The organism is Methylorubrum populi (assembly GCF_002355515.1).
Lineage (GTDB): Bacteria > Pseudomonadota > Alphaproteobacteria > Rhizobiales > Beijerinckiaceae > Methylobacterium > Methylobacterium populi_A.
In genome coordinates this window covers 2,084,744-2,109,889 of sequence record NZ_AP014809.1, presented here as the reverse complement: position 1 = coordinate 2,109,889, position 25,146 = coordinate 2,084,744, and the positions used below count along the sequence as shown (strand labels likewise).

The 25,146-nt window shown below is 68.0% G+C and carries 19 protein-coding genes and 1 pseudogene; 14 read left to right on the top strand and 6 right to left on the bottom strand.

Annotated features, from left to right (window positions below; translation table 11 throughout):
• Positions 1–180: 180 nt before the first annotated feature.
• Positions 181–2,361: a molybdopterin-containing oxidoreductase family protein gene (locus tag MPPM_RS09685; RefSeq protein WP_096484879.1), complete on the bottom strand. Its 2,181-nt coding sequence runs from the start codon at positions 2,359–2,361 to the stop codon at positions 181–183.
• 235 nt (positions 2,362–2,596) lie between these two features.
• On the opposite strand from MPPM_RS09685, the gene MPPM_RS09680 reads away from it, so the two are divergent.
• Together MPPM_RS09680 and MPPM_RS09675 are read left to right on the top strand one after the other, a co-directional pair.
• Positions 2,597–3,505, top strand: a complete 909-nt coding sequence (locus MPPM_RS09680; RefSeq protein ID WP_096484878.1) for a lytic transglycosylase domain-containing protein — start codon at positions 2,597–2,599, stop codon at positions 3,503–3,505.
• Positions 3,506–3,583: 78 nt separating this feature from the next.
• Positions 3,584–4,489, top strand: coding sequence for an alpha/beta hydrolase (locus MPPM_RS09675; protein WP_096484877.1), 906 nt, complete (start codon positions 3,584–3,586; stop codon positions 4,487–4,489).
• Between the two features lie 93 nt (positions 4,490–4,582).
• On the opposite strand, the gene MPPM_RS09670 is transcribed toward MPPM_RS09675, so the two are convergent.
• Complete coding sequence (locus tag MPPM_RS09670; protein ID WP_017485283.1) at positions 4,583–5,002, bottom strand: acyl-CoA thioesterase; 420 nt, start codon at positions 5,000–5,002, stop codon at positions 4,583–4,585.
• Between the two features lie 244 nt (positions 5,003–5,246).
• Between MPPM_RS09670 and MPPM_RS09665 the strand changes: the two genes are divergently transcribed.
• Together MPPM_RS09665 and MPPM_RS09660 are read left to right on the top strand one after the other, a co-directional pair.
• Positions 5,247–5,921 carry a transglutaminase-like cysteine peptidase gene (locus MPPM_RS09665; RefSeq protein ID WP_096484876.1) on the top strand — a complete coding sequence of 225 codons (675 nt, stop codon included), beginning with the start codon at positions 5,247–5,249 and terminating at the stop codon, positions 5,919–5,921.
• 177 nt (positions 5,922–6,098) lie between these two features.
• Entirely contained in the window at positions 6,099–6,425 is a 327-nt protein-coding gene (locus MPPM_RS09660; RefSeq protein WP_096484875.1) for a hypothetical protein, read from the top strand.
• 21 nt (positions 6,426–6,446) lie between these two features.
• Here MPPM_RS09660 and MPPM_RS09655 read toward each other — a convergent pair whose 3' ends face one another.
• From MPPM_RS09655 to MPPM_RS09645, 3 genes and pseudogenes are all read right to left on the bottom strand, one after another.
• The gene (locus MPPM_RS09655) at positions 6,447–7,811 is read right to left on the bottom strand and encodes an ATP-binding response regulator (RefSeq protein ID WP_096484874.1); all 1,365 of its coding nucleotides are present in this window, start codon (positions 7,809–7,811) and stop codon (positions 6,447–6,449) included.
• On the bottom strand, positions 7,808–9,001 hold the full coding sequence (locus tag MPPM_RS09650; RefSeq protein WP_096484873.1) for an FIST N-terminal domain-containing protein: 1,194 nt from the start codon (positions 8,999–9,001) through the stop codon (positions 7,808–7,810). The genes MPPM_RS09655 and MPPM_RS09650 overlap by 4 nt, the downstream gene beginning before the upstream one ends.
• Before the next feature lie 116 nt (positions 9,002–9,117).
• Positions 9,118–9,837, bottom strand: a pseudogene (locus MPPM_RS09645) (ATP-binding protein); the annotation flags it as partial.
• A gap of 271 nt (positions 9,838–10,108) precedes the next feature.
• Here MPPM_RS09645 and MPPM_RS09640 point away from each other — a divergent pair.
• From MPPM_RS09640 to MPPM_RS09620, 5 genes are all read left to right on the top strand, one after another.
• On the top strand, positions 10,109–10,918 hold the full coding sequence (locus MPPM_RS09640) for a TnsA endonuclease N-terminal domain-containing protein (RefSeq protein ID WP_162296263.1): 810 nt from the start codon (positions 10,109–10,111) through the stop codon (positions 10,916–10,918).
• Complete coding sequence (locus MPPM_RS09635) at positions 10,816–12,714, top strand: TnsB C-terminal domain-containing protein (RefSeq protein ID WP_096484871.1); 1,899 nt, start codon at positions 10,816–10,818, stop codon at positions 12,712–12,714. The genes MPPM_RS09640 and MPPM_RS09635 overlap by 103 nt, the downstream gene beginning before the upstream one ends.
• Before the next feature lie 295 nt (positions 12,715–13,009).
• Positions 13,010–13,867, top strand: coding sequence for a TniB family NTP-binding protein (locus MPPM_RS09630; protein WP_157914157.1), 858 nt, complete (start codon positions 13,010–13,012; stop codon positions 13,865–13,867).
• Between the two features lie 7 nt (positions 13,868–13,874).
• On the top strand, positions 13,875–14,930 hold the full coding sequence (locus MPPM_RS09625) for a TniQ family protein (protein WP_157914156.1): 1,056 nt from the start codon (positions 13,875–13,877) through the stop codon (positions 14,928–14,930).
• A gap of 209 nt (positions 14,931–15,139) precedes the next feature.
• Positions 15,140–16,096, top strand: a complete 957-nt coding sequence (locus MPPM_RS09620) for a hypothetical protein (RefSeq protein ID WP_157914155.1) — start codon at positions 15,140–15,142, stop codon at positions 16,094–16,096.
• A gap of 343 nt (positions 16,097–16,439) precedes the next feature.
• Here the strand turns inward: MPPM_RS09620 and MPPM_RS09615 are convergent, their stop codons facing one another.
• The gene (locus tag MPPM_RS09615) at positions 16,440–17,453 is read right to left on the bottom strand and encodes a hypothetical protein (RefSeq protein WP_244573528.1); all 1,014 of its coding nucleotides are present in this window, start codon (positions 17,451–17,453) and stop codon (positions 16,440–16,442) included.
• Positions 17,454–17,843: 390 nt separating this feature from the next.
• On the opposite strand from MPPM_RS09615, the gene MPPM_RS09610 reads away from it, so the two are divergent.
• From MPPM_RS09610 to MPPM_RS09590, 5 genes are all read left to right on the top strand, one after another.
• Positions 17,844–18,671 carry a GSU2403 family nucleotidyltransferase fold protein gene (locus MPPM_RS09610; RefSeq protein WP_162296262.1) on the top strand — a complete coding sequence of 276 codons (828 nt, stop codon included), beginning with the start codon at positions 17,844–17,846 and terminating at the stop codon, positions 18,669–18,671.
• Between the two features lie 78 nt (positions 18,672–18,749).
• On the top strand, positions 18,750–19,532 hold the full coding sequence (locus tag MPPM_RS09605) for a DNA adenine methylase (protein ID WP_157914154.1): 783 nt from the start codon (positions 18,750–18,752) through the stop codon (positions 19,530–19,532).
• On the top strand, positions 19,529–22,492 hold the full coding sequence (locus MPPM_RS09600) for an HsdM family class I SAM-dependent methyltransferase (RefSeq protein WP_096484865.1): 2,964 nt from the start codon (positions 19,529–19,531) through the stop codon (positions 22,490–22,492). The genes MPPM_RS09605 and MPPM_RS09600 overlap by 4 nt, the downstream gene beginning before the upstream one ends.
• Positions 22,489–23,202: a hypothetical protein gene (locus tag MPPM_RS09595; protein ID WP_096484864.1), complete on the top strand. Its 714-nt coding sequence runs from the start codon at positions 22,489–22,491 to the stop codon at positions 23,200–23,202. The genes MPPM_RS09600 and MPPM_RS09595 overlap by 4 nt, the downstream gene beginning before the upstream one ends.
• Before the next feature lie 159 nt (positions 23,203–23,361).
• Positions 23,362–25,023 carry a DUF3987 domain-containing protein gene (locus tag MPPM_RS09590; protein ID WP_096484863.1) on the top strand — a complete coding sequence of 554 codons (1,662 nt, stop codon included), beginning with the start codon at positions 23,362–23,364 and terminating at the stop codon, positions 25,021–25,023.
• Positions 25,024–25,146: the final 123 nt, after the last annotated feature.

Genomic DNA, 25,146 nt, shown 5'->3' with positions numbered 1-25,146 from the left:
AATCGTCCTCCGGGTGCGGCACATCCCTCTCCCCTCTGCGGGAGAGGGGCCCCCGAAGGGGGCGGGTGCGGGGAGCGCCGCTTCCACTGGACCGAGGAACTGAGAACGGCACCGTCGCTGCCCCTCTCCCGCCTGCTCCGCAGGCACCCTCCCCCGCAGAGGGGGGAGGGTCGATGTAAATCACTGCGCCAGCCCGACCTGCACGAGGTTGTCGCTGAAGGTCGGCGAGTGGCCCATGCCGCCATAGGTCGAGGCGCTGATCACGTTCACCGCCCCGTCGCGGTTGAGCGAGTGCCAGTAGCCGAGCGAGGCGATCACCAGCCCCTGCGGTACGTCGTCGGTGACCCGCGCCTGGCCATGGAAGGCGCCGCGGTCGTTGAACACCCGCACCAGCGCACCCTCGCCGATCTCGCGGCTCGCCGCGTCGGCCGGGTTGATCAGGATCGTCTGCTCCCCCTGCGCCCGGACCTTGTGCGCCTCGTTGGCGTATTGCGAGTTGAGGAAGCCGTGGCTCTTCGGCGAGACGATGTTGAGGGGATAGCGCTCGGCTTGGCTCGGATTTGTCTCCGGACGCTCGTTGGCCGGCACGTAGCCCGGCAGCGGGTCGAGGGGCTCGCCACCCTGGAACTGCTCGTACATCTGCCGGAAGGGCGGGGCGACGAAGTTGCCGCCGGTGACGGCCGCTTCCGAGTAGAACTCGCACTTGCCCGAGGGGGTGGGGAAGTTGCCCTCCGCGTGCGGCGTGCGCGTCTCCGGATCGCCGACGTTGAGGCGATACCAGCCGTGCTGGCGGAAATGGTCCATGGAGATGCCGCCGAGCTTCGGGCTCTCCCAGTCGAGATACCATTCCATGAGCTCGGCCTCGCTCATGGAGAATTGCGGCTCGGTGAAGCCGAAGGTCTTGGCCAGCCGCCGGAACAGCTCGGCATTCGACACCGTCTCGCCCGGCGGCTCGATCGCCTTCTGGTTCAGGGTGAAGAAGAAGTGCCCCCAGGAGAACATCATGTCGTCGTGCTCGGCCGCCATGGTGGCGGGAAGCAGGATGTCGGCGTAGCGGGCGGTGTCGGTGACGAAGTGCTCGCTGACGACCGTGAACAGATCCTCGCGGGCGAGCCCGCGCTTGATCTTGGCGGTCTCGGTCGAGTTCGAGACCGGGTTGGCGTTGTAGACCATAAGAGCGTGAATGCCGGGATTGATTCCCGCCTCGCCGGTCAGCACCTCGCCGAGCTTGAGCACGTTGATGACCCGCGTGCCCTCGGGGATCAGGTCCGGCCGGCAGACCCGGTCCCAGTGCACCGGGAACTCCCACAGCGGCATCTGGTAGATGCCGCCGCCGGGATCCTTCCAAGATCCCGTCAGGGCGGGCAGCGAGAAGATGGCGCGCAGCGCCTGGGCACCGCCGGCACTCCGCTCCACCGCCACGCCGGGCCGAAGGGCCGCGTTGCGGGTGGTGGCGTATTCCCGCGCGAGGTGCCGGATGTCCTCGGCCGGGATGCCGCAGATCTCGGCGGCGTATTCCGGCGTGAAGGCCTGGGCCCGCTCTTTCAGCGGCTCGAAGCCGACGGTGTGGCGGGCGATGTAGTCGTCGTCGGTCAGCCCTTCGGCGATGATCACGTGGATCATTGCCATGGCGAGCGCGCCGTCGGTGCCGGGCTTCGGCATCAGGTGCCAGTCGGCCTGCGCGGCGGTGCGCGAGCGGTAGGGGTCGATCACGACGACCTTCGCGCCGTTGCGCTGCGCCTCCTTCACCACGTGCCAGTGGTGGATGTTGGTCGAGACCGAGTTGCAGCCCCAGATCACGATGAGATTCGACTGCGTGAAGCTCATCGGGTCGGTGCCGTTGGTCGGGCCGACGGTGAGCAGCCACGCCGTGCAGGAGCCCGAGCCGCAGAACGTCTTCTCGGCCACCGTCGCCCCGAGGCGGTTGAAGAAGGCGTCACCCACGGTGAGCCCCTGCACCACGCCCTCGTTGCCGAGGTAGTTGTAGGGAAGGATCGCCTCCGCTCCGTGCGTCTCGATGATCGTGCTGAACCGGCGATGGATCTCGGACAAAGCCTCGTCCCAGGTGATCCGCTCGAACTGGCCGCTGCCCTTCGGGCCGGCGCGGCGCATCGGGTAGAGGATACGGTCGGGATTGTAGTGGTGCCGGTCGAAATCCTTGAGCTTGCCGCAGAGCGCGCCGCGGGTCATCGGGTGGTCGGGGTTGCCGCGCACGTCGGTGAGCCGCCCACTCTCGACGGTGTAGATCATCGAGCAGGTGTCGGGGCAGTCGTGCGGGCAGGCACCGAGCCGGGTGACGGCCTCGGACGCCGTCTTGGCGGCCGCCTCGGCATCGATCTCCGAGATGCGCTCTTCGAGCATGGTATTCCTCCTCATGCGGCCGGATCTTGGTGTCCGGCTCCTTGCAAGGGTTGAGCCTAACGCGCGGGGCATGAGAAAAATAGTGCGATTCTAAGAAGCGCCCTCAACTACAACCCTCCCGCGCGGGGCCAATGCTTGCACGATGATGCCGGGCAGCCGGCGGATTGCGTCAGGTGCGCTCGCAATCCTTCCCTCACGCATCCCCTTCGCGGGACGGCGCCCTAGATCAGGCGCTGTGCACCGCCTCGCTTTCACCCTGCTGCCGGCTGTTCTCGTCGCCTGCACCGGCCCGTCTCGTGCGGCTCCCTCGCCCGAGAGCGAGACGGTGGAGCAGGCTTTGTGCCGGCTGATCGAGGATTCCGCCAAGGCGCGACAGCTGCCGGTCCCGTTCCTGACCCGGCTGATCTGGCGCGAGAGCTCGTTCCGCGTCGGCGTGGTGAGCCCGGCGGGCGCCCAGGGCGTGGCGCAGTTCATGCCGGGCACGGCACGGGAGCGCGGCCTCACGGATCCGTTCGACCCCGAGCAGGCGATCCCGCACGCGGCGCATTTCCTGGCCGATCTGAAGCGGCAGTTCGGCAATCTCGGGCTCGCCGCGGCGGCCTATAACGGCGGACCGGGGCGGGTCTCGGCCTGGCTCGCCGGCAGCGGCGGCCTGCCGGCGGAGACGCGGGCCTACGTCATCGGCATCACCGGCCGGCCGGCGGAAGACTGGCGGCCGAATGCCGGCGTCGAGATGCCGGAAGGGTCCGATCCGAAGACGTCCGAGGCGAAATCCGAGGCGAAGCCGCCCCCGCCGGAGGCGGAGACGCAAACCTGCCTTCAGGTCACCGCGGCCCTGCGCATCCCGTCGCGCGGGGACCGCTTCGCCCTCTCGGTCGAGGGCGGCCCGGCCGCGCCCTGGGGCGTGCAGCTCGCCGGCAACTTCTCCAAGTCCCTGGCGCTGGCGAGCTTCCAGCGGGCGCGCACGCGCTACACCAGCGTGATCGGCGAGGTTCGCCCGATGATCATCGGCACGCGCCTGCGCTTCCGCGGCACCCGCACCTTCTACCGCGTGCGCATCCCGGCCGAGAGCCGCGGCGCGGCCGACGGCCTGTGCCAGAAGATCCGCGGCGTCGGCGGCGCCTGCATCGTCCTGAGGACATGAATCCCGAGGACATAACTCCCAACGTCGCCACCGCTCGGCCATGAAACCGCCGCGACCGCCGCGTCAATCACGAGTCACATGATCAAGGCATTCGTCTCCCTCGTCTCCCTGGTCTGCCTCGGGCTCACCGCCCTGGGCCTGAGCGGCTGCTCGCCGCTGGCGCTGTTCGACGCGCTGGGGCCGCGGGACAAGGGCGGGCGGCTCGCGGTTCGCGATGCGGCCTACGGCGCCGATCCGCGCCAGCGCCTCGACGTGTTCGTGCCCACCGTTCCGGTGGAGCGAGCGCCGGTGCTGGTGTTCTTCTACGGCGGCTCGTGGAACAGCGGCAGCAAGGACGACTACGCCTTCGCCGCCCAGGCCTTCGCCGCGCAGGGCTTCGTCACGGTGCTGCCGGACTACCGGCTCTACCCGCAGGCACGCTTTCCCGATTTCCTGAAGGACGGGGCCGCGGCCATCGCCTGGGTGCGCGACAACATCGCCGCGCAGGGCGGCGACCCCAGCCGGATCGTGCTCGCCGGCCATTCGGCGGGGGCCTACAACGCGGCGATGCTCGGGCTTGACCCGGAATATCTGCGCCAGGCCGGCGTCGACCCGCGGGCGGTGCGGGCGGTGGCCGGCCTGTCGGGCCCCTACGACTTCCTGCCCTTCGACCAGAAGACCTCGATCGAGGTGTTCGGACAGGCGCCCGATCCGGAGGCGACGCAGCCCGTCTCCTTCGCGGGCGCACACTCGCCGCCGACCTTCCTCGCCACCGGCGACAAGGACACGGTGGTGAAGCCCCGCAACACGGCGAGCCTCGCCGCGCGCCTGCGCACCGCCCGGGTGCCGGTGCAGGAGCGGATCTACGAGGGGCTCGACCATTCCGACACGCTGCTCGCGCTCTCCGTCAGCTTCCGCCGCAAGGCGCCGGTGCTCGCCGAGATGAGCGCCTTCCTCCACCAGCACGCAGGTGCCCGCCGGCTCACCACGCTGACGATGCATTGAGGTCCGACCCGCGCTCGCTCCAGCATCGTCCCGAAAGGTGACCGCCGGCTTTCGGGAAAAGACGATGCACAAAACAAGAAACGAGCCCGTCGGTCAGACCGCCCGTTCCTCCGGGATCGGGCGCGGCCGCCGGTCCGGCCCGATGGCGACGAAGGTGAAGAACCCCTCCGTCACCTTCATCGTGGCCTCGCCCTCGCGCTCCCGGCGCCAGACCTCGACCTGGATGCCCATCGAGGTGCGGCCGGTCTTCACGATCCAGGCATAGAAGCTCACCTCGTCGCCGACGAAGACCGGGCGGTGGAAGGTCATCGCCTCCGCCGAGATCGTGGCGCAGCGCCCCCGTGCCCGGCGCGCGGCGACGTTGCCCGCGGCCATGTCCATATGCGCCATCAGCCAGCCGCCGAAGATGTCGCCGGCCGGGTTCGTGTCGGTCGGCATCGCCACGGTGCGGATCACCGGCGGCCCGCGATCGGTGGGCTGCGCCGGCTCGGTGGAAGGCAGTTCGCTCGTCATCGGAAGGCTTTACGAAGGTTCAGGTCGGGCCAAGCGTAGCAGGTGCCGTGCCGGCCGGACCACCGCGCCCGGTGACGGTGCTGCGGACCTGTTTCCTGCCGGTCCACCGGGTTCGGCCGGGCGCCCCGACCAGGGTTCGCTCAAATGCGACGGATCGCGTTAACCGATTTTTAACCCGGAGATTGCGGCCGGCGGGCGGCTGTGAGAGCTTCATTAACGGAAGCTTAACTGCTCGGTCAGGGCCATGCGTATCGCGTTCTCCAAGCTCTGTGTCGTTCGGCCCGCCCGCTCGTTCGCGACCCGCCTTCTGGCGGGCCTCGCCCTGGCCGGGGCCTTCCTCACGGCACCGGCCCCGCAGGCCGCGGCGCAGCCGACGGCCGCGCTGCCGGCGATGAGCCTGTCGGCGACCACCACCGGCCCGGCCCGGCCGATCGCCGCCTGGGCCGAGTTCTGCGAGCGCTACCCGTCCGAATGCGCGGTCGATCGCACCGAGCCGGCCAGCATCACCCTGACGCCGGCGCTGTGGCAGACGATCAACGCGGTCAACCGCCGGATCAACCGGGCGGTGGAGGCGGTGACCGATCAGGAGCACTGGCGCGCCGCCGACCGCTGGGACCTCGCCGAGGACGGCCGCGGCGATTGCGAGGATTTCCAGCTCCTCAAGCGCCGGCTGCTGGTCGAGGCCGGACTGCCGCGCCGGGCGATGCGGATGACGGTGGTGATCGACGAGAAGGGCGAGGGCCACGCCGTCCTCACTCTCATCACCAGCCGCGGCGACCTGATCCTCGACAACAAGACCAACGCGGTGCTGCCCTGGACCCAGACCGGCTACACCTTCGTCAAGCGCGAGAGCCAAGACGCGGTGGGCTGGATGGCGCTCGGCCGCGACGCCTCGCCGCTCACGGCAGCCAACCGCTGAACGGAACACTTCGCGAAACTTTTCCCGGTCCCGAAATGGGACCGGATCCGCACCTCGCGCGTTAGCAGGCTTTAACGGGCCGGCAGCCAAGGTTGACGAGAGGTTTCCGCGGGCGCGCCCCGTTCCGGAAAACCCCGTCCGTGCCTCAGGTTCGCCGTCCCAGGGTCTGCTCGTCCCATGCGTCGCGTCCTCCTCGCCAGCCTGTCCGCTCTCCCCCTTCTCGCTGCCGGCCCCGTGCGGGCGGAGGAGAGCCCGGAGGGTGCGCGCCACGCCGCTTGGCAGGCCTGTCTCGACGAGGCCTTCTCGGATCAGGTCCGCACCACGAGCCGGAGCTTCGCCGCGACCAAGGCGGTCACCACCTGCCGGGACCGGGAAGAGGCCTATCTCGGCGCCCTGGCCGGCTCGCCGCTTCTCGACGGCGACGATGTCGCCCGCATCCGCCCTGCCCTCGTCGCCCGCGCCCGCGACCGGCTGATGGGCGAGCGGCGCCTCAGCGCGCTCTGACCGCTCGGCCCCTCTCGCCGATCACGCCAGCATGTAGGCCAGCAGCGAGCGCAGCTGCGCCGGCTTGATCGGCTTGTGGACGAGTTCGGCCCCCGTGGCCTGGGCGCGGGCGGCGATGTCGGCGCCGTGGTCGGCGGTGGTGAGGATCACCGGCGTCACCCAGCCCCGGTTGCGCCGCAGGTAATCCACCACGTCGAGGCCGCAAGCGCCGTTGTCGAGGTGGTAGTCGATCACCATCACGTCCGGCCGCGCCAGCCCGCTCCCAAGCGCGGCGACGACACCGGCAAGATCGCGAAACACCTGAACCTCGGCATCCCAGCTGCGCAGGAGCCGCTGCAGCGCCTCCGCCGTCGAGGTGTCGTTCTCGATCGCCAGCACACGGGCGCCCGTCAGTGCCGTGGCCAGCGGCGCCAGCGTCACACGCGCGTCCGGGCGCTGCGCGGCCAGCGGCAGGGTCAGGCTCAGGCGCGTGCCGTGGCCGGTGCGGGAATGCAGTTCGATGGCGTGGCCCAGCGTCGAGGCCATGCGCTGCACGATCGACAGCCCGAGCCCGAGGCCGACACCGCCATCGTCACCCTCGCGCCCGCCGCGGAAGAATTCCTCGAAGACGAGCGCCCGCTCGCTCTCGGGAATGCCGCAGCCGGTATCGACCACGTCGATCCGGCAGAGCTTGTCCCGGCGCCGTGCCGCGATCAGCACGCCGCCGCTCTCGGTGTAGCGGATCGCGTTGGAAACGAGGTTCTGCAGGATGCGCTGGAGCAGGACCCCGTCGGTCTCCACCACGAGATCGGCGCAGCGGGTGACCAAGCGCAGTTCCTTGCGCTCGGCGAAGGGCCGGAAGCTCGCTTCGATCCCGGCGACGAGATCGGCGAGACGCACCGGCTTGACCACGGGGCGGACGATGCCGGCATCGAGCTTCGAGATGTCGATGAGCGCCTTGATCAGGTCCTCGATCGTCTCCAAGCCGCGCTCGACCTGCCGGGCGACCGCCTTCGCCTCCGGGCCCGGGGCGAGGTCGGTCAGCGCCGAGAGCGAGAGGCGGGCGGCGTTGAGGGGCTGGAGCAGGTCGTGGCTCGCCGCCGCCAGGAAGCGCGTCTTCGAGCGGTTGGCGGTCTCGGCCTCTTCTTTCGCCGCCTGCATCGCCTCGTTCGAGCGCTCCAGGCTGCGCATCAGCCCGGTCAGTTCCTCGGTGCGGGCGCGGACGCGGCCTTCCAGCATGATCGCGGTCTGGAACAGCGAGTAGGCGCCGCCCTGCTGGTCCATGGTGCGCTCGACATGGGCCATCAGCGCCGCGTTGATGCGCTCGAGCTTGGCCACGCGATGCGTCAGGGACTCGATGGTCTGCGGCTCGCTCTGCGGCTCCGCCCAGAGGGTCGGGCGGTTCATCGCGCGGTCTTCGCGCCCCGACCTTCCGGCCCTTCGGCCCGGCCGATGGCGATGCCCGTGAAGGTCTGGTTGAGGTGCATCGAGCGGTACTGCTCGCCGTAGGTCTCGAAGCCGACCACGCCGTAGCGCCGGTACAGCTCGGCGATGCGGTGATGCACCTGCCGGCTCTCGGCATCGAGACGGCGGAACACGCAGTCGAAGCCGATCACGAGATCGAGTCCGCCGAGCGACGCGTCGAGGCTTTCCAGCTCGGCCCGGGTCGCCTCGACGATGTCGCGCGGCTGGGCCAGCGTCAGCACCACCCCCTCGCCGATGGCGCAGAAGAAGGTCAACGAGCCGTCCGGCTCCACCCGGCTGATCGAGCGGCAGTAATACTCACCGCCGATCTTCACCGCGAGCGGATAGGAGGCAAACGACATCGTCGAGAGGTTTTCCGGATCGAGCCCGACCGCCATGGCGTATTCGCGCGCCGCGGGCTCGGCGTTGAGTTCGGTGACGCGCCGCTCCTCCTCGCAGGCGGCGGTCACCACGAACTTGCGGTTCGTCGGCTCGAAATTGTCGCTCTTGAAGATGCGGATCGGGAAATCGGTCTCGACCAGCAGGATTACCGCCGCGTCGCGGCAGAGCCGGCCCTCGTGCATCAGCACCGTACTGCGGAAGGCGAGATCGTCGCCGGCCGAGCCGCCGATCAGCGGGATGCCGTCAAGCGCCCAGGCCGCGGCCGAGACCACGGTCTCCTCGGCATTGGCGAGCGAGTCGATCAGGGACAGGGCGAAGCGGTGGCCGCCGCCGTCCGGCCGCCCCGCATCGAGGGTCCGGCGCAAGGACCGGACGGTCGCGGCCGCCCCCTCCACGTCGAGCCGGGCGATGTCGGTGAGCAGGCCCGAGACGATGCGGAAGCCCTGCCGGGGAAAGGCGATGGCGACGAGGCCGCGATCGATCGAGCCCGCCGGGCTGATCCCGCCGGAGGTCGAGCAGCCGGTGAGCCCGACGCCGGGAAACTGCGCGGCGAGCGAAGCGGTGAGGGTTTCCGCCTCGTAGGCCGGCGAGAAGAACACGATGAGGTGGCCGATCGCCGCCCGGTCGAGGGCCCCCGCCACGGCCGCGACCGCGGCCTCCGCCTCGCCCGCATCCGTCCAGGCCGTCTGGATCCCGCACAGATGCCGCCGCATCTGCGTGCCGTACGCCACCGCCTCACTCCCTCGCACGGGGTCTGTTCCGGCAGGCCGGCCGCCCCTGACATATTGTGCACGACTATGTGCCCGGCGAAGAGGCGTGGCAATGGGTGGTTGTCGACAGGCGCCGCTTACGCCGCGGCCGCGGGCGGCTCTCCGCGCGCCCGGTAGGACAGCGCCTCGGCCAGATGCGGCCGCCGCACCTGCGCCTCACCGTCGAGATCGGCCAGGGTTCGGGCGACGCGCAGGATGCGGTGGAAGCCGCGGGCGGAGAGCCGCATGGTCTCCGCCGCGTGGCGGATCAGCGCCGTCCCCTCGGCGTCGGGCGCGGCCGCTGTCTCGATCACGGTGGCCGGGCAGGTGGCGTTGGTGGTCGCGGCCGGCAGGCCGAGGGCGGCGTAGCGCGCGCTCTGGAGGGCGCGGGCCGCGGCAACCCGCGCGGCGGCCTCGGCCGAGCCCTCGGCGGGCGGCGGCAGGATCAGGTCGGCGGCGGTGACCGCGGCGACCTCGATGCGCAGGTCGATCCGATCGAGCAGCGGCCCGGAGATCCGGGCGCCGTACTGGGCGACGCAGCGCTCGTTCGGCCCCCGGCGGCAGGCGTAGCCGGGCTCCAGCGCCATGCCGCAGCGGCACGGATTCATCGCCGCCACGAGCTGGAAGCGGGCCGGGTAGGTCACCCGGTGGTTCGCCCGCGCGATCATGATCTCGCCCGTCTCCATCGGCTGGCGCAGGGAATCGAGCACCTGGGGCGTGAACTCGGGCAGCTCATCGAGGAACAGCACGCCGCCATGGGCGAGCGAAGCCTCGCCCGGCCGAGCGTTGAGCCCGCTGTCACTTCCACCCAATGCCGCGACTAAAACCTAGCAAAAACAAAGACTTAACCGGGTTTTCACCCCCAAATCCCAAGACTCTACACCCATAAATTCCGCGACTGGATCTTGTTTTCCAGGAAATTCCGCGACCGGGTTTTGCCGCCCCGTGAGGCCGCGCCGGGACCGCCGATTTTTCGCGATCCCGCCTCCCTTTCCATGCTCCCTCCGCTTCGGGACACTCCCGCGCATGCCACGTCCGTCCCCGAAATCCTCGGCGCGAACCGATTCGCCCGTGCCGCCAGCACCCCACGTGACGCCCGTCGCCTCCGCGCCCACAGGCGCGCCGGCGCGCACCATCGGCATGGGCCACCGCTCGGTTCGCGGCACGGTCCAGGTGAAAGGCGCGTCGATCGCCCATGAGAGTACGCTCGAACGCGACCTTCTGACGATCCTGGACTTCCTGCCCTCGGCCCAGCGCGTCCGCGGGCAACCCATCACGATTACCTTCCGCGATCCTGTCACCCACAAGTCCCGCCGGTACACGCCGGACGTGGCAGTGGACTTCGTGGGGCCGACGGCCGCCCAGCCTTCGGCCGCCGCGGCGACGCCGATGATCTACGAGGTGAAGTACCGCGCGGACCTGTTCGCGCAGTGGCCGCGCCTGAAGCCGGCGTTCCTGGCGGCGCGCGCCTATGCGCGCGAGCAGAGGGCGACGTTCAGGATTCTAACCGAGACCGAGATCCGCACGCCGCTTCTCGCCAACGTGACCTTCCTGCGCCCGTACCTCCGGCGCGCGGAGCACGACGGGTTCGAGGAGACGTTGATCGCGACGCTGATGGCCTACGAGGAGGCCACGCCCGAGATCGTGCTGCTCGCGAGTTTCTCCGACGAGCCCAGCCGCTTGCAGGCACTCCCGCACCTGTGGCGCTTACTTGCGCAGGGTCGGATCGAGGCTGATCTCACCCTGGACCTGACGATGAAGACCCCGATCTGGGTCGCCGAGGACGAGGCCACGACATGGAGCGATCCGCATTCATACGCCTTGCGCCCTCTTGTGAGGTCCGCTGCGGAGAGGCGACGTATCGCATCACCCATGAGATCGATCTCGACAGCGTCCTAGGCGAGAACGTCGCGACGGGGGAGCGCAAGCGGCTCAAGGTCGCCGACATCGAGGCGGTGCAGCCGGTTGCCGGCGGGCCGGCCGAGAAGCAGCGCCGGGCGAGCGACATCTCGGACAAGGCGTGGTCGGTCGCCGAGCAGCGCTGGGCGATCATCAAGCCGCTGGTGGACCGCGGCATCATCCCACGCGCCGAGGTTGAGGCCGTCGCGGCCCAGGCGAAAGTCGATCCGAGCACGATCTACCGGTGGCTCTCGGATTACAGCCACTCGGGGCATCTCTCGAGCTTGGCTCCGACGACGGCAGGCCGCCCGCCGGGCCGGACGTCGCTGTCGCCGGAAGTCGAGGCAGTGATCGCTGGCGCGATCGAGGACGCGTTTCTGACCCGGCAGAAGCTGAAGCCCTCCGACATCATCGAGAAGGTCGAAGCGGCCTGCCGCCAGGCGAAGCTGCCGGTCCCGGGTAAGAACACGGTGCGGGCGCGGATCGCGGCGCTGCATCCGCAACTGGTGCTGCGCCGCCGCGGCGAGCGGGCGAAGGCGGACAACCTCGGCAAGCCGGTCCGCGGACATTTTCCGGGCGCGGACAAGCCGTTGGCGGTCGTCCAGATCGATCACACGCAGCTCGATGTGATCGTGGTCGAGGAGACGACGCGGCTGCCGATGGGTCGGCCGTGGCTGACGCTCGCGATCGACGTGTATTCGCGCATGGTGACGGGCTACCACCTGTCGATGGAGCGACCGAACGCCAACGCGGTCGGGCTGTGCCTGTCCATGAGCATGCTGCCCAAAGGGCCGGTGCTGGAGGCGCTGGGCGTGCCCGGCGAGTGGCCGGTCTACGGGCGGTTGGCGAAGGTGATGGCGGACAACGCCAAGGAGTTTCGCGGCAAGCTGCTCGCGCGGGCGTGCCGGGACTGGGGCATCGATCTCGATTTCCGACCGGTGAAGACCCCGCATTACGGCGGTCACATCGAGCGCCTGATGGGAACGACCGCCAACGAGGTGCGCAAGCTCGACGGCGCGACGTTCTCGAACACGCGCCAGCGCGAGGGCTACAACTCCGAGGGTATGGCCAGCATGACCCTCGGCGAGGTCGAGCGGTACCTCGTCGACTTTCTCACCACGACCTATCACATGCGCCTGCACAGCGAGATCGCGATGACGCCGCGGCGCAGGTGGCAGGTGGGTCTGCTGGGCGACGGGGTCCAACCCGGGGCAGGGTTGCCTGAAAAGATCGCCGACGCGGAGAAGCTCCGGCTCGACTTCACGCCGTGCCTTGAGCGCACGATCCAGCGCTACGGCGTCGAGATGGACAAGATCGGCTACCAGGACGAGGTCCTGTATCGCTGGGCCGGCGCGACCGATCCGGACGATCCGAAGCGGCCGCGACAGTTCGAGTTCCGCCGGGATCCCCGCGACGTCAGCCGGATCTGGTTCTGGGACCCTGAGATCCAGCGATACTTCGCGATCCCCTATCGCGATCTCAGCCACCCGTCGGTGAGCCTGTGGCAGATCAAGGCGGCGAAGGCGGAACTCAAACGCCAGGGCGTTCTCGACGTCGATGAGGACCAGCTGTTCAAGGCCATCGCTCGCCGGGAGGGTTATGCCGAGGAAGCGCGAGCCAAGACCAAGGCGGCGCGCCGTGAGTTCCACCGTGCTTCGCAGGTGAAGCCTGCCCCGGCGGCAGCGCCGGTGCAGGAACGTCAGCCGAGCACGCCGAGCCCACGCGAGGACGACGGGCTCTTCGATACGCCGCCGGTCATCTACGGCGACATCGAGCCGGCCGAGTTTCAGCGCTGACATGGGGTGCAACAGACCATGCTCGAGTGTCTGCCGTGGCCTCCCGCCCAAGGGCCTATTGGTCGTTCTGCGCCGTCGCTGCTGACAATTCTGCGCGGCCGCTTGGATGCCGGCGAGGCGCGATCCTAGCCGCTCGGCACCTCTGTCCTCGTTCTCCCCACTCTCCACAGGCCTGAGGACAACGGGCCCAAGCCCGTTGAACACCGTCCCAGATTAGAACAAAACAGGAACTCGATCTGCGAGGCCGCCGATGTCCGAGCGCTATCCCCACCTCCAGCCGGATGTCCGGCTCCTCGTGGAACGCTCGCGCCAGGAGCGGATCGCGTTCGTCCAGTCCGATCAGTGGATCGGCTACCCGGCGGCGACGGCGGCGATGGATCGCCTGGAGAGCATCCTCCATCACGCCCGGGCTCGGCGGATGGAAAACTGCCTGCTGATCGGGGACAGCAACAACGGCAAGAGCACCATCCTGGAGACGTTCGCTGCGCGTCACGGCGATCCGGTGCGCCTGCGAGAACCCAATGGGCTGACCGGGCATCGGCCGCTGTCCGTCGTCCTGATCGAGATGCCGAAGGAGGCCAACGAGGCCCTGTTCTGGGAAGCGATCTTGGAACGCATGCGCTGCGCGCCGCCCCGGCGGAGCGAGAACCTGATGCGCTACACCTGCGCAATCCTCGATCAGCTCGCGGTGCGCATGCTGATGATCGATGAGTTGCACAACATCACGCGCCTGCCCCCGCGCGCCCAGCGCGACCGGCTGCTCCTGCTCAAGAGCCTGAGCAATCGCCTGCGTCTGCCCATCGTCGCGGCGGGAACACGCGACGCCGAGGCCGCGCTCAAGACCGACGAGCAGACCGCCAACCGGTTCGAGCCGTTCGTATTGCCGCGCTGGCGATTGAACCAGGAATTTCGCTCGTTCGTGGCGAGCTACGAGCGGCTTTTGCCAATGCCCGAGCCTTCGAACCTCGCCGACAAGGAGCCCCTGACGGCCCTGTTCAATGTGTCCGAAGGCACCGTCGGCCGGGTCGTTCGGGTCATCCAGCGAGCGACCGAGACCGCGATCGAGGCCGGCAAGCCTCGGGTCGATCTCGGGCTTATCGAGGCTGCGTCGCGGTTGCCGTATGGCGGGGAACGGCGTCGCGCAGCCGGCTGAGGGTGCCATGCGCTGGCCCCTGCCCTCAACCCCCTACGACGACGAGATCCTGAGCTCGTACCTCGCACGCGCCGCGTTCCGGCACCGCCTGCCACCAACCGTGTTCGCTGCCCAATGGTGGCCGGACCGACCGGTCTGGAACCGCGATCTCGACCGCGGCGAAGATACCGCCTGGCTCGCCGATCTCGCGAACCGCGCCGGTCTCACCCTCGAACGGGTGCAGGCGATGACGCTCGACGCCCCGCGCCGCCGGTTCGGCCGGGGATCGGGCGATACGGCGCTGATCCTGTCCGCCGGGATTTTTCACCGCACACGGATGCGACACGCGGTTCAGATCTGTCCGCGGTGTCTTGGTGACGGTGAGCCGTACATGCGCCGCACGTGGCGCTACAGCTTCGTGCTCGCCTGCCCGACCTGCATGACACCGCTCCGCGATGCCTGCCCCCATTGCGGGGCCGCCATCGTGCCCCATCGCAGCTACCGCTGGCGACTGGACGCCTGCCACGCGTGCGGGCTCGATCTCGCCCATCGCGATCCGCATCCCGCGGTGGTCCTGCCGGCCGTGAACGAGTTACAGACCCGCCTGCTCGCGGTGCTCGCGAACGACCCGGGTACGACGGTCGGGCCTTGGCAGGGGGATGCTGCTTTTCGGGGCGTGCGCAGCCTTGTGACGGTGGCGCGGCATCCCGATGTGCTGCCCCTGCTGCGCTGCGCCCTTGGGCTCGACGCCGCGGCGATCCCGGTGACCCGGTTCGAGCGGATGCGCGCCGGCGATCGCGCCGTCATCCTCGAGACCGTCGGTCACTGGCTCAGTGACTGGCCGAACCGCTTCTTCGTCGCGGCCGGCAGCGCCGGGCTGACCCAACGCAGCTTCCGCAAGGTCGCCCAACCCGGCGACCTCGCGCTCCAGATCCTGCGCCTGCCCGAAGGGTTTGCCCGCGATCGAACCTTCGTCCCCGTGCTCCAGGACCGCGACCTCAAACGCCTCCGCCGCCAGAACCGTGCCGGGTACCGGCGCGTGCGTGCCGCTCGCCTGCTCGACGCCACGGCCCAACGCCGATGAAGGCGACCTGCCGAATCTGTCGCCGCCATCGCCCCGTGATGGCGGACGACCGGATCTGCTTCCCCTGCTCGGTCGGGATCACCCACACGTGCCCGATCTGCCAGGCCGTCATACCCGGAAGCGGCCACGCTCCCTGCTACCCCTGCAGCCAGCGACGCCGTTCCGAGCGCCAGATCGGTGAGGAGGCCGCAACGATCCCGATCCAGTGGATGTCCGGGATGTTTATCGCCTTCTGCGAGAGCGGCCGCATCCCCCTCGACAACGGCCTCGCCGCCGAGCGCATCGCCCGGACGGCAGACGCATGCCGCGCGATCGCGGTGAGGGATCCCACCTACGGTCGCCTCACCACCGACGCGGTCCACGCCGCGCTCGGCGCTGACGGCGCGAGACGCGTCGCACCCCTGATCGCCTTCATGAGCGATGTCGGCGTGCTCGACTGGGACCGGACCCGGCTTCAGGTCCTGATCGAGAACGAGCGAGTCGACGCGATCCTGACCGCGCATCGGGACAGCCCGCACGCGTCCCTCCTGCGCCGGTACCGCGACAGCCTCGCGGCCCGGAACCGGAAGCCCATCACCCAGCGGACCTCGCTCACGGCCGCCCTCGCCCTCCTCGCCGAACTCGGCGACGCCCCGCTGGGCGACTTGAGCCAGCGCCACCTCGCACGTGCGCTGCGCAAAAGCCCCGGGCACCGGGCCGCGCTTCAGGGCTTTCTCAGCTTCGTCGCCACCCAGGGCGGGCCGGCCCTGACCTCGCCCAAGCCGCGCCCTCTCAGTCCGGTCGCTCAGGAGAAGCGGCTGCGCGCCGAGATCAAAGCCTGGCGGAAGCGCCTTGCAAAGCCGCGCAGCGCCGGCGAGGCACGGGCCATGCTCATCCTGCTCCTCGCCAGGATCTACGCCCTGCCGATGACCCGCGTTCTCACGCTTCGGCGCGACGAGATCGTGGTCACCCGCAACAGCGTCACGCTGTGGCCGGCGGCCGAGGCGATCGTCCTCGAAGAACCGTTCGCCAGCACATTCCTGCGCTGGGCCAGATGGACATCGGGTTGGAGCAGTCGACCCGGCCCCTGGGCGTTCCCCGGCCGGCACGGGCACCAGCCTCTGTCCGAGGCGGCGATCGCCTACCACCTATCCGGTAAGGCCAAAGATCAGGCAAAGAAGCTATGATGGATTAGAATGGACGCGATCACCGGGTAACGCCCGTCTAGCACTCGGACGTCCCCGGTGACGCTTTCTCTTGCCGACGTCAAAGCACGAACCATCGGCCATCCACTTCGCAACAGGCTGGGATGCAATGATGGTCCGCCGTATCTCCACGGCAGTCCATCATGACGTCGAAGGTGGCATCCCACGACGGCGAGACAAGAGGCTCCAGCGACGTCACCCCTGAGTCAGAGTGAATCAGGGGTCAGCCCGTTCCTGCGCTTGGCAAGGTGGTGATCGGGTCCGAGGCGGCGATCGCCTACCACCTCGATCAGAACCTACGACGGCCGAGAACGATCGGCGCAGGTTATGAACGCCCGTCATAGACCACCAGCGGGTCCGGGTGTCCGCCCGTGAACACCCAGCCGCATCGCGCGACCGATTTGGTGATCCGGTCTTTCGGCTTCTGGGCAAGCCGAGCGCGAAGTGTGGCTTGCACTTGGTCCGCGCTCGCACCCGCGCCCGCTGGATCGGCCCATGTCAGGGCATCGTAGTTCTGTGGCTTCGGTGGTCGGATCGTGCTGCCCGGCCCACAATAGCCGTGCAGGGCGAATGCGCGATACCGTAGAATGTGGAGGGCATGCACCTCCGGAAGCGATCGAGCTTGGCTGTCGGTCAGCTTCGCGATGAAGCTCGGCGCGTAGAAGATGTTGCGGAGGTCCGTGTAGGCCTCCGGGTCGCTCGAACTCGCGTAGAGGTGGCAGCAGGTCAGGTCGCGTGTCGTCGCGCGCTTCAAACCCGTGCTCCACTCGAAGGCGGCCGCCGGGCTCGCATTGTCATCGACCATCACGCCGTCGACGATCGTGCCCCGGTCGGCCGTCCGACCCCGTACCGTGCGGAAGACGGCTCGGCGTCCGGTCGCCGTGACAACGTCGGGATGAGCGAAGAGCGACAGGGACGCGATCGCTTGATCGATCGATCCCCATGGGGATGCGGCGATCAGAAAATCCAGCACCGCCCGCCCATCGTACCCGAACGCAGCAAGAGTCTTGCATTCATCTGGCGTGTCGCTCGGAAACGGCGGCATGAGCCAACCCGCCACGGGTTGGACCACCACACCCCCAAAGCGGGCTTCCCGCGCCCAGCACGCAATCCCGTCGACGAAGATCGGGGTGTCGTCATTGGCGACGACATCCTCGCCGTTCGAAACTTGGATGCCCGTTCCGAGGAACGATGTGTTCGTGATGTCGACCGGTCGGTCGGCCCAGTCAACGAGGCGGCCTTCGCAATCCCGGCAGATCGCGGCGGGATAGGAGACCGATCCCCGTCCCTCACCGCCGCAGACCGGACAGATCTCGCCGCCCGGACGCCATCCCACCATGTGATCCCCCTTGCCCCTCACTGACTGAACCACACTGCGACTGAGGCAGGAAGGATGCGGGCCCTGCAGGGGCGGCGATTGCAGGCGCTTCGGGCCAATCGAGGGCCAAGTCCGAGCCTATCGTCGCTAACGCACCTACTGTCAGAAGGACTGAGCGGAGGTCGGCTGCGAACCCTTCTGCGATCCGCCAAAGGTGTGAGATCGCCAACCAAAGCGACGATCCTGACAAAAGGTCATGCACAGGGCGTGCCCGCCCGCTCTTCGCGATGTATGCATATTGCGTTTTTGCATACATCATCGCCCACGATGGTCCGACCGCTCTCGCTCGCCCAGCATACGCTGTACGCTGACCTTCTCGACCAGGGGATCGATGATCTATTCGATCCGGAGATGCCGGAGAACGGCAGCATCCTGGTCCGGTCGAACCGCGCCGGCGCGCCAGCCGACCACGCCTACTACCAGGGTTACCGCCCCGCCGCCGGTGATGCCGGCCGAGGCCAGCGCTACGCCCGCTATCTCGGGCGCGCCGACGATCCTGACGTCGTGGCACGGATCGCGCGGTTTCAGCGGGTGAAGACAGTGCGCGCCGAGCGCGCAACGACGGTGAGCGCCCTGATCGGAGCCGGGATGCCGCGGCCCGACCGGATCACCGGCCGGATCATCGAGGCGCTCGCGCGCGCCGGCCTGTTTCCCGACCACGCCGTGCTCCTCGGAGAGGCCGCCTTCCAGACCTACGACGGCGTCCTCGGCGTGCGCTTCCCCAAGCGCCCACAGCGAACCAGGGATGATCCCGCGGTCGAGATCGCCCTCCGGGATCCCGGCCGGGTCGGCGGCATCCTCGACGCCCTCCGCACGATGGATCCCAGCTTCGCCTCCGGGCCCGAGGACCTTGGCCTCTGCCGTTCGGCGACCGGCGTGCAGGTCGCCGTCGTCGGCCTCGATCAGGCCAACGACGAGACATCAGACCTCACCGGCATCCTGATCGATAACCCGGTGCAATCCCTCGTCTTGCACGGCCCCGGCATTCCCGTCGCCGTGCCAGCGCCGGAGCGGCATGCGGTTCACGCCCTGACGGAAGCCCGTCGAGGAGCCGGCGCATGCGTAAATCGCGTTTGCACCGAACGCGCTCGCCATCTCGTCGAAGCGCTCAGAGCGATTGGTCGAGATCCTGCGCCGACGGCGGCCATCTTAGAGGCCGCGACACGCAATGGATCGTGACAACGCCCCTCACTCAGGCAGACGGATTTGTAGCCGGCCCGGGGTGTCACACATCAGCCACGGGACAGAGCTTCTGGCGTGCTTGCGTCCATCGCCATTTTTGGCGATGGTGCGGGCATGACGTACCCGGGTGGAAAAGGGCGGTGCTACAAGCGGATCATCTCGCTGATGCCGCCGCATCGCACGTACATCGAGACCCATCTCGGCCACGGCGCAGTGCTGCGGCACAAGAAACCTGCGCACGAGAGCTTCGGCTACGATCTGGACCCGACCGTCATCGCGTGGTGGGGAGACCGCACGCCGCGGGGTTGCACGATCCAGGTCGGCGACGGGATCGCGCACCTGAAGGAGCGGCGCTTCACCGGCGAGGAACTCGTCTACTGCGATCCGCCCTATCTCGCCGCGACCCGGCGATCGCGAAGTCGGATCTACCGCCACGATTACAGCGAGGCCGAGCACGTTGCGGCCCTGACAGTTCTCCGCAACCTACCCTGCCCGGTCATCCTGTCCGGCTACGCATCGGATCTCTATACGGATCTGCTGCCTGGCTGGCAGCGCATCGACGTTCCCGGCTGGAGCCAGGCCGGCGCTGTGGTCGAATCGCTCTGGGTGAATTACACCCCCTCCGACCACCTGCATGATTATCAACACATCGGAGCGACATTCCGTGAGCGCGAGCAAATCCGGCGGCGTCGCAGCCGGGTTCTGAGCCGCATCCAAGCTCTGCCTACGCCGGAACGGCTCGCCATGCTCGAGGAACTCGCCGCAGCCGACACATCCGTGTTTCTCTCCGTCGCCAGCCGTCTGCACGATGCCGGGCGCTCTGCGGACACGCCGTTGCTGAACCGAGACGCGCGATGAGCGCGCTCCCTGTATCCGCGACCGTCCATGCGGTCATCGAGCGGCTCGGCTACAGCGAGGCCAACGGTCTGGTCTGGGCCGAAGCCTTTGATGCTCTCGGCTCTCATCGCGCGGCGCTCGCGACGGCCGCAGCCCGCATGCAGGTGGTCGCGGCGTTCGGTCTTCGCCCGTCCCACCACCGTCCCCGCTTCAAGCCGCTCGTCCTGATCGCACAAGCCGAGGACGACAGCGCAGTTCTGAACCTGCACCGGCGCGTCTGGAGCCAGGGACTGGTACCGTATCTGATCGTGGTCACGCCTCAGAGCGCTTGGCTTTGCGACGGGTTCGGCTTCTCATCGGACACGCGCGAGCAACGCACGCGCAAAAGGGTCGCGGTCGACGACCTCGCAGGCCCAAGCGATACCGTGTTTCCCAAGCTGCACGCTCACGCGTTGCGCTCGCGCGTGACGTGGCGCGACTATGCCGTCTCGGAAACCGGCGTCGACGAGGTGCTGCTGAAGAACCTTGGCAGCCTCTCCGACGTTCTGACGAGGGGACAGGCCGGGCTCAGCAAGCTGCCGATCCAGCTCGCCCATGCGCTCATCGGGCGGATGATTTACATCTACATGCTGGTTGATCGGGGCATCCTGAATGAAGCCTGGTTCGAGCACCAGAAGCAGGACCGCCGCGCCGTCGTCGAGCCGTATCATCCCTGGCCGGTCGAGACATTTCTCGCCCTCAACGCAAAGCTCGATGGGGTCTTCAACGGGACCATCTTCCCGCTTACGACGGATCCCGCGATCATCGAAGCCGCGCATCTCACCTACTTGCGCGACGCGATCAGGCTCGGCCGGGCCAACAGCGACGGCAGCCTCCAACTCGCCCTGTTCGAGATCGATCTCGGCTCAATCCGGATCGAGACGCTTTCGGCCGTCTATGAACTGTTCCTCGCCAAGACAAACCCGAAGCGGAAGAAGGCCGACGGCGCGTTCTACACCCCGCCGTTCCTCGCTGACTTCATCCTGGACGCCGTTGAGGACCGGAAGCTCCTGACGGAGCACGACCGCGTTCTCGATCCGGCCTGCGGCTCAGGTGTCTTTCTCGTCGGCGCATACCGGCGCAAGATCGAGAACGCGCTCGTCGCCGAACGGCAGTCTGTCCTGCCGGCCGAACGCCTCCAGATGATCCTGACGACCGGTATCTTCGGAGCCGAACTCGAGCCGCAGGCCTGTCACGTCGCAGCCTTTAGCTTGTATCTCACCCTCCTCGACTACCTCGCCGAGGAGGAGATCATGGCGTTCTCCCTCGGCAAGCGCGGGGCTGCCAAGAAGCTGTTCCCTCCGCTCGTCGGCACGAACCTCATCGCCGATGACTTCTTCGCGCCAAGCACGCGCTTCTCAGCCCCGTTCGATATCGTCGTGGGCAATCCGCCGTGGGGCAATGCGCTTCGCAGCGATGCCGAATGGCTGAAGAAGGCTGCGCTTCGGTGGAAGGACAAGGTCGAGAACGCTCAGGCCGCCCAGGTCTTCGTTCTTGAAACGCTCGATCGTGCGATCGCGCCTACGGGCATCGCCGCCTATCTGCTGCCCGCCAGTTCCTTCGGCAACGATCGCGCCGCGCCGTTCCGGCATGCCATGACGGCGTACCAAATCGTCAGTGTGACGAACCTTGCCCCGTTCCGACGCGAACTCTTCAAGGAAGCCGAACAGGCCGCCGCGATCCTGATCATGTCAATCAGCGTGGCCGAGCCTGATCACCTCGTCCGCTTCGACGCGCCGACGGCGATCTCTCAGCCGGTCAAGCGGCGCACCGCGGCTTGGACGCTCGTCCTCGATCCAGGCGAGAGCGTCGGCATCCCACAGGCGGAACTCGACACAGACACGGCTTGGGTCCGCGGGATCAACGGGCGATCGGTCGATCGCCTGATCATGAACTATGTCGACGGACATATCGCCCGTCAGCGGTTCGCGACCCTCGGGTCCCTGACACCAGAACTCGTGGTGAAGCTCGGGGCCGAGACACGCTATTCGGGCGTACCCATGGACCATACGCTGACGACACGCGGCGATGCTCGGACGGACTATATGAACTTCGTCGGTGCCGGTTCGGCACTGAAGCTCGGCGATACCGAGGGCATCTACCCCCTGGCCAAGGCGGTTCAGAAGGGCATCAAGGGCCAGTATCGTTCGCTCTTCCTGAACGACGTCGTCCTCGTACCGCGCAAGCAAGGACCGGCAGCCCTGGCGACGCGGCCCGTCGCGTTCAACACGACACTCATCGGCATCGGCCTCAAAGAGCCCAAAGCCGACCACGGACGGACACTCTTGCGAGCGATCACCCTGGTGCTGAACAGCCGTTGGGCCCAGTACTACCTGACCCTGCACGCCCCCTCCGCGATGATGGATCGCCCCCGCTTGAGCCTCGGTGATCTCACGTCGCTGCCGCTGCCCTTCCGGGGCCCCGAGGATCCGCGGCTCGAGCGCTTCTTCGAGCAGTCCCAGACCGATCTCGATGCAGCCTGCTACGATCTTCTCGGGATCACTGGCGAGTTCCGCTCTGCCATCGAGGAATTTCTGGATTATCGTCGCCTGTTCGCGAACGCCAAGGTTCCAGAGGAAGCCTTCTTGGACGCCGAGGAGGCTGCTCACACGACCTACGTGCAGACCATCCGCAAGCGCCTGATCGGTGTCGCTGGCGTCGGACCGGAATGCGAGTTTCGAGATCCGGTTCGCAACGTCACCGTCGTGCAGACCTCGCTCGATCCCGGCGTGCCCTCCCAGAGCTTCGATTTGGAACCGGCGCTGCGATCCTACGATCAGAACGCTGGAGCGGCGTTCGAAGACAGCCTGTTCTACTGGCGCGATCCCGATGCCGCGCGCCTCGTCCTGGTCAAGCCGTCCGAGGCCCACCACTGGACGATTGCCCAAGCCTTCATCGACGCGGATCGCGTCGCGGCCGGTATCCTCGCGCCCCACGCATGATCGCCCAGACCAAGAGGCAAGCCGCTCTCATCGAGACGTTCATGGCGGCCGGAATGGTCCGCGACGAAGCCAGCATCTGGAGCGCCCTGACGGTCACGTCTCTTCGTGCCGTCGCCATCGCCTACAAGCGCCTGCGACGTCAGAAGGCTTGGGACGCACAGCGTGCCATTAGGCCTGAGAAGAAAATGGGGGAAGTCGACATCTCGGTCGCCATCTTCCATGAGATCGACCGTCTCAAAGACAGATTTAGGATCGACAATCCTCTTCGGGACATTGAATTCGTCCCCGAGCTTCCCGTGGAAAGCCGCACACGACGCGGGCCAACAGCACGGCGCATGGACTTCCGGATCAAGCGCCGGTTCGGAAGCCGTCGCACAGCCTCCCTGGCCGTCGAGGCCAAGCTCCTCCGACAGCACGGCGACGTCACGTCTGCCTATCTCGGCGAAGATGGGCTCGGCTGCTTTCTCACGACAGACTCGACCTACACCCGCGAGCGCGTAGCGCTCATGTTCGCGTACTCTGCGGCTCAGGAGCATCCGCCGTGGGCCAATCTGATTGAAGGCGCTCTGCGCGGCGGCGAATACGGAGCGACGCTGCATGCCGTTCAGCCTCAGTTCGGCATCGCACTGCATTCTGGAGTGCCGAGACCAGCCCTCGAACTCCCGGACATCTCCATCCTGCATCTGGTATTTGCATTTCCACCAAACTAAACAATTCGGAACTTCCAAGAAGCGCATGTTTGGAAACCGCAGGTTCAGGATAGTGGAGACCAATCTCCGCTAGGGACCTGGGGACAGCGGGTACGACAGGGCTGCGTTAGGTTTGGCCGCGCCTCCTAAGGTTCGTCTCGAACCCACCAGGCCTACGCGATGTCCGATCCGAACGACCCCGCCAATGAGAACCCCGAGCCAGGGGACGCCCATGCGCAGCAGGAGGCGCTGAAAGCGGCGTTCCAGACCGACGCGAAGCCGACCAAGTCCCGGTGGGCCGATCCGGACACGTCGCTGCTGAGGACCAGCTTCGACGACGCCCCCCGATTTCCGGTCGAGGTGCTCGGCCCTTTCTGGCAGACCTGGGTCGAGCAATCGGCTCGGGCCGCGAACGCCCCGGTCGACTACACTGCCGGCACCCTGCTCGCGACCGTCGGGGCGCTGCTCGGCAATGTGCGCTGGCCCAACGTCGAGGGCGTCTGGGAACACCCGAGCGTGCTGTGGATCGGTCTCGTCGGCAATCCCTCGACCGCCAAGAGCCCCGGCATGCGCCCGGTGCGTCGTCTGATCAACCAGATCGAGGCCAAGCGTGCCGCCACCATCGACGGCGAGGGGGCGGCCCATCGCCTGAAGGCCGTCGTCGCTGACCTCAAGGACAAGGCGTGGCGGCGCGCCGTCGAAGAGGCGCTCGCCCAGGACAAGCCGCCGCCCGAGTGGCCCGAGGACGCCGAGATCCCGGCGACGCCGGTGATGCCGGTCCTGCACGTGGTCGACGCTACGACCGAAGGCCTGATCACGACCGCCGCCGGCTCGCCGCGCGGGCTGCTGCAATTCTCCGACGAGCTCGCGGGCTGGTTCGGCGGCTTCGACCGCTATCGCGCCAAGGGCGTCAGCGCCGACCGGCCGTTCTGGCTGAAGGCCTACGACGGTGATCCCTACACCGTGATTCGCAAGGGCGGCGACCTGAAGAACGGCGTGCGCGCACCGGTCGAGATCCCGCACCTATCGATCGGCGTCATCGGCAGCGTCCAGCCAGAGCCGCTGCGCGACTTCCTGACGAAGTCCGACGACGGCCTCGCCCATCGCTTCCTGTGGATGTGGCCCGAGGGCCCGACCAGCTTCCGGATACCGCGCAAGTCCGACACGCACGCGCGGGCCGATGACGACCGGGCCCGCGCGGCGCTGATCGCGATCGACGACTTATCGACGCGGGTGAAGAACCGGCCCGACGAGGTCGCGGTGTCCGAGGAGGCTACCGACCTCCTCCAGGCCTTCGGCCAGAGGATGATGGACGACGCCCGGGGCAAGAGCGCGTGGTACGCCTCAACGCTCAACAAGGCTCCCGGCCAGGCTCTGCGCCTCAGCGCCGTCCTGACGTTCCTGCAGTGGAGCGGCGGGGCGGAGGACGCAGAATCGCCGACGACGATCGACGCTGACCGCATGGCCGAGGCGATCCACCTGATGGACGCCTACTTCCTCGAACAGGCCAAGCGCGTCCGGCAGACGGCGACCGTCGGCGATGGAGAGGCCGATGCCCGCGCCGTGCTCGCGATCCTGCGCGAACGCGACTGGCGCGATTGCTTCACCGGGCGGCAGCTCCAGCGTGTCGCCAGTGGACGGCTCGCGAACACCCGGCTCCGCAAGGACGCCTGCGCCCTCCTCGTCGAGGCCGGCCTCCTCTACTGGAAGCCCGACCGGGAGGGCACCACCAAGGGCCGCGAGCGCGAGGAGTACCGCGTCAACGCCCGGGTGATCTTCCCGCAGGAACCCACGGTCGTGGACGCCTCTCCCCAAAGCGAGACGACCGAAGAAGCCGCCTGAGCCAGGCTTTCGGCGCTACCGGCGCTATTGTCAGCCACCGAAGGACGGACAGGCCCGAAACCTGCCCGTCTGTCGTACCCTTTTTCTCCATCGCCACGATGCGGAGCGGTTCGACGAAACCGA

What these genes read in the sequence shown, in the direction of transcription:
- MPPM_RS09685 (WP_096484879.1), bottom strand. Translation starts at nt 2,361, where the DNA reads ATGCTCGAAGAGCGCATCTCGGAGATCGATGCCGAGGCGGCCGCCAAG.
- MPPM_RS09675 (WP_096484877.1), top strand. Translation starts at nt 3,584, where the DNA reads ATGATCAAGGCATTCGTCTCCCTCGTCTCCCTGGTCTGCCTCGGGCTC.
- MPPM_RS09670 (WP_017485283.1), bottom strand. Translation starts at nt 5,002, where the DNA reads ATGACGAGCGAACTGCCTTCCACCGAGCCGGCGCAGCCCACCGATCGC.
- MPPM_RS09665 (WP_096484876.1), top strand. Translation starts at nt 5,247, where the DNA reads ATGCGTATCGCGTTCTCCAAGCTCTGTGTCGTTCGGCCCGCCCGCTCG.
- MPPM_RS09660 (WP_096484875.1), top strand. Translation starts at nt 6,099, where the DNA reads ATGCGTCGCGTCCTCCTCGCCAGCCTGTCCGCTCTCCCCCTTCTCGCT.
- MPPM_RS09655 (WP_096484874.1), bottom strand. Translation starts at nt 7,811, where the DNA reads ATGAACCGCCCGACCCTCTGGGCGGAGCCGCAGAGCGAGCCGCAGACC.
- MPPM_RS09635 (WP_096484871.1), top strand. Translation starts at nt 10,816, where the DNA reads ATGGAGCGATCCGCATTCATACGCCTTGCGCCCTCTTGTGAGGTCCGC.
- MPPM_RS09625 (WP_157914156.1), top strand. Translation starts at nt 13,875, where the DNA reads ATGCGCTGGCCCCTGCCCTCAACCCCCTACGACGACGAGATCCTGAGC.
- MPPM_RS09620 (WP_157914155.1), top strand. Translation starts at nt 15,140, where the DNA reads ATGTCCGGGATGTTTATCGCCTTCTGCGAGAGCGGCCGCATCCCCCTC.
- MPPM_RS09615 (WP_244573528.1), bottom strand. Translation starts at nt 17,453, where the DNA reads ATGGTGGGATGGCGTCCGGGCGGCGAGATCTGTCCGGTCTGCGGCGGT.
- MPPM_RS09610 (WP_162296262.1), top strand. Translation starts at nt 17,844, where the DNA reads ATGCCGGAGAACGGCAGCATCCTGGTCCGGTCGAACCGCGCCGGCGCG.
- MPPM_RS09600 (WP_096484865.1), top strand. Translation starts at nt 19,529, where the DNA reads ATGAGCGCGCTCCCTGTATCCGCGACCGTCCATGCGGTCATCGAGCGG.
- MPPM_RS09595 (WP_096484864.1), top strand. Translation starts at nt 22,489, where the DNA reads ATGATCGCCCAGACCAAGAGGCAAGCCGCTCTCATCGAGACGTTCATG.
- MPPM_RS09590 (WP_096484863.1), top strand. Translation starts at nt 23,362, where the DNA reads ATGTCCGATCCGAACGACCCCGCCAATGAGAACCCCGAGCCAGGGGAC.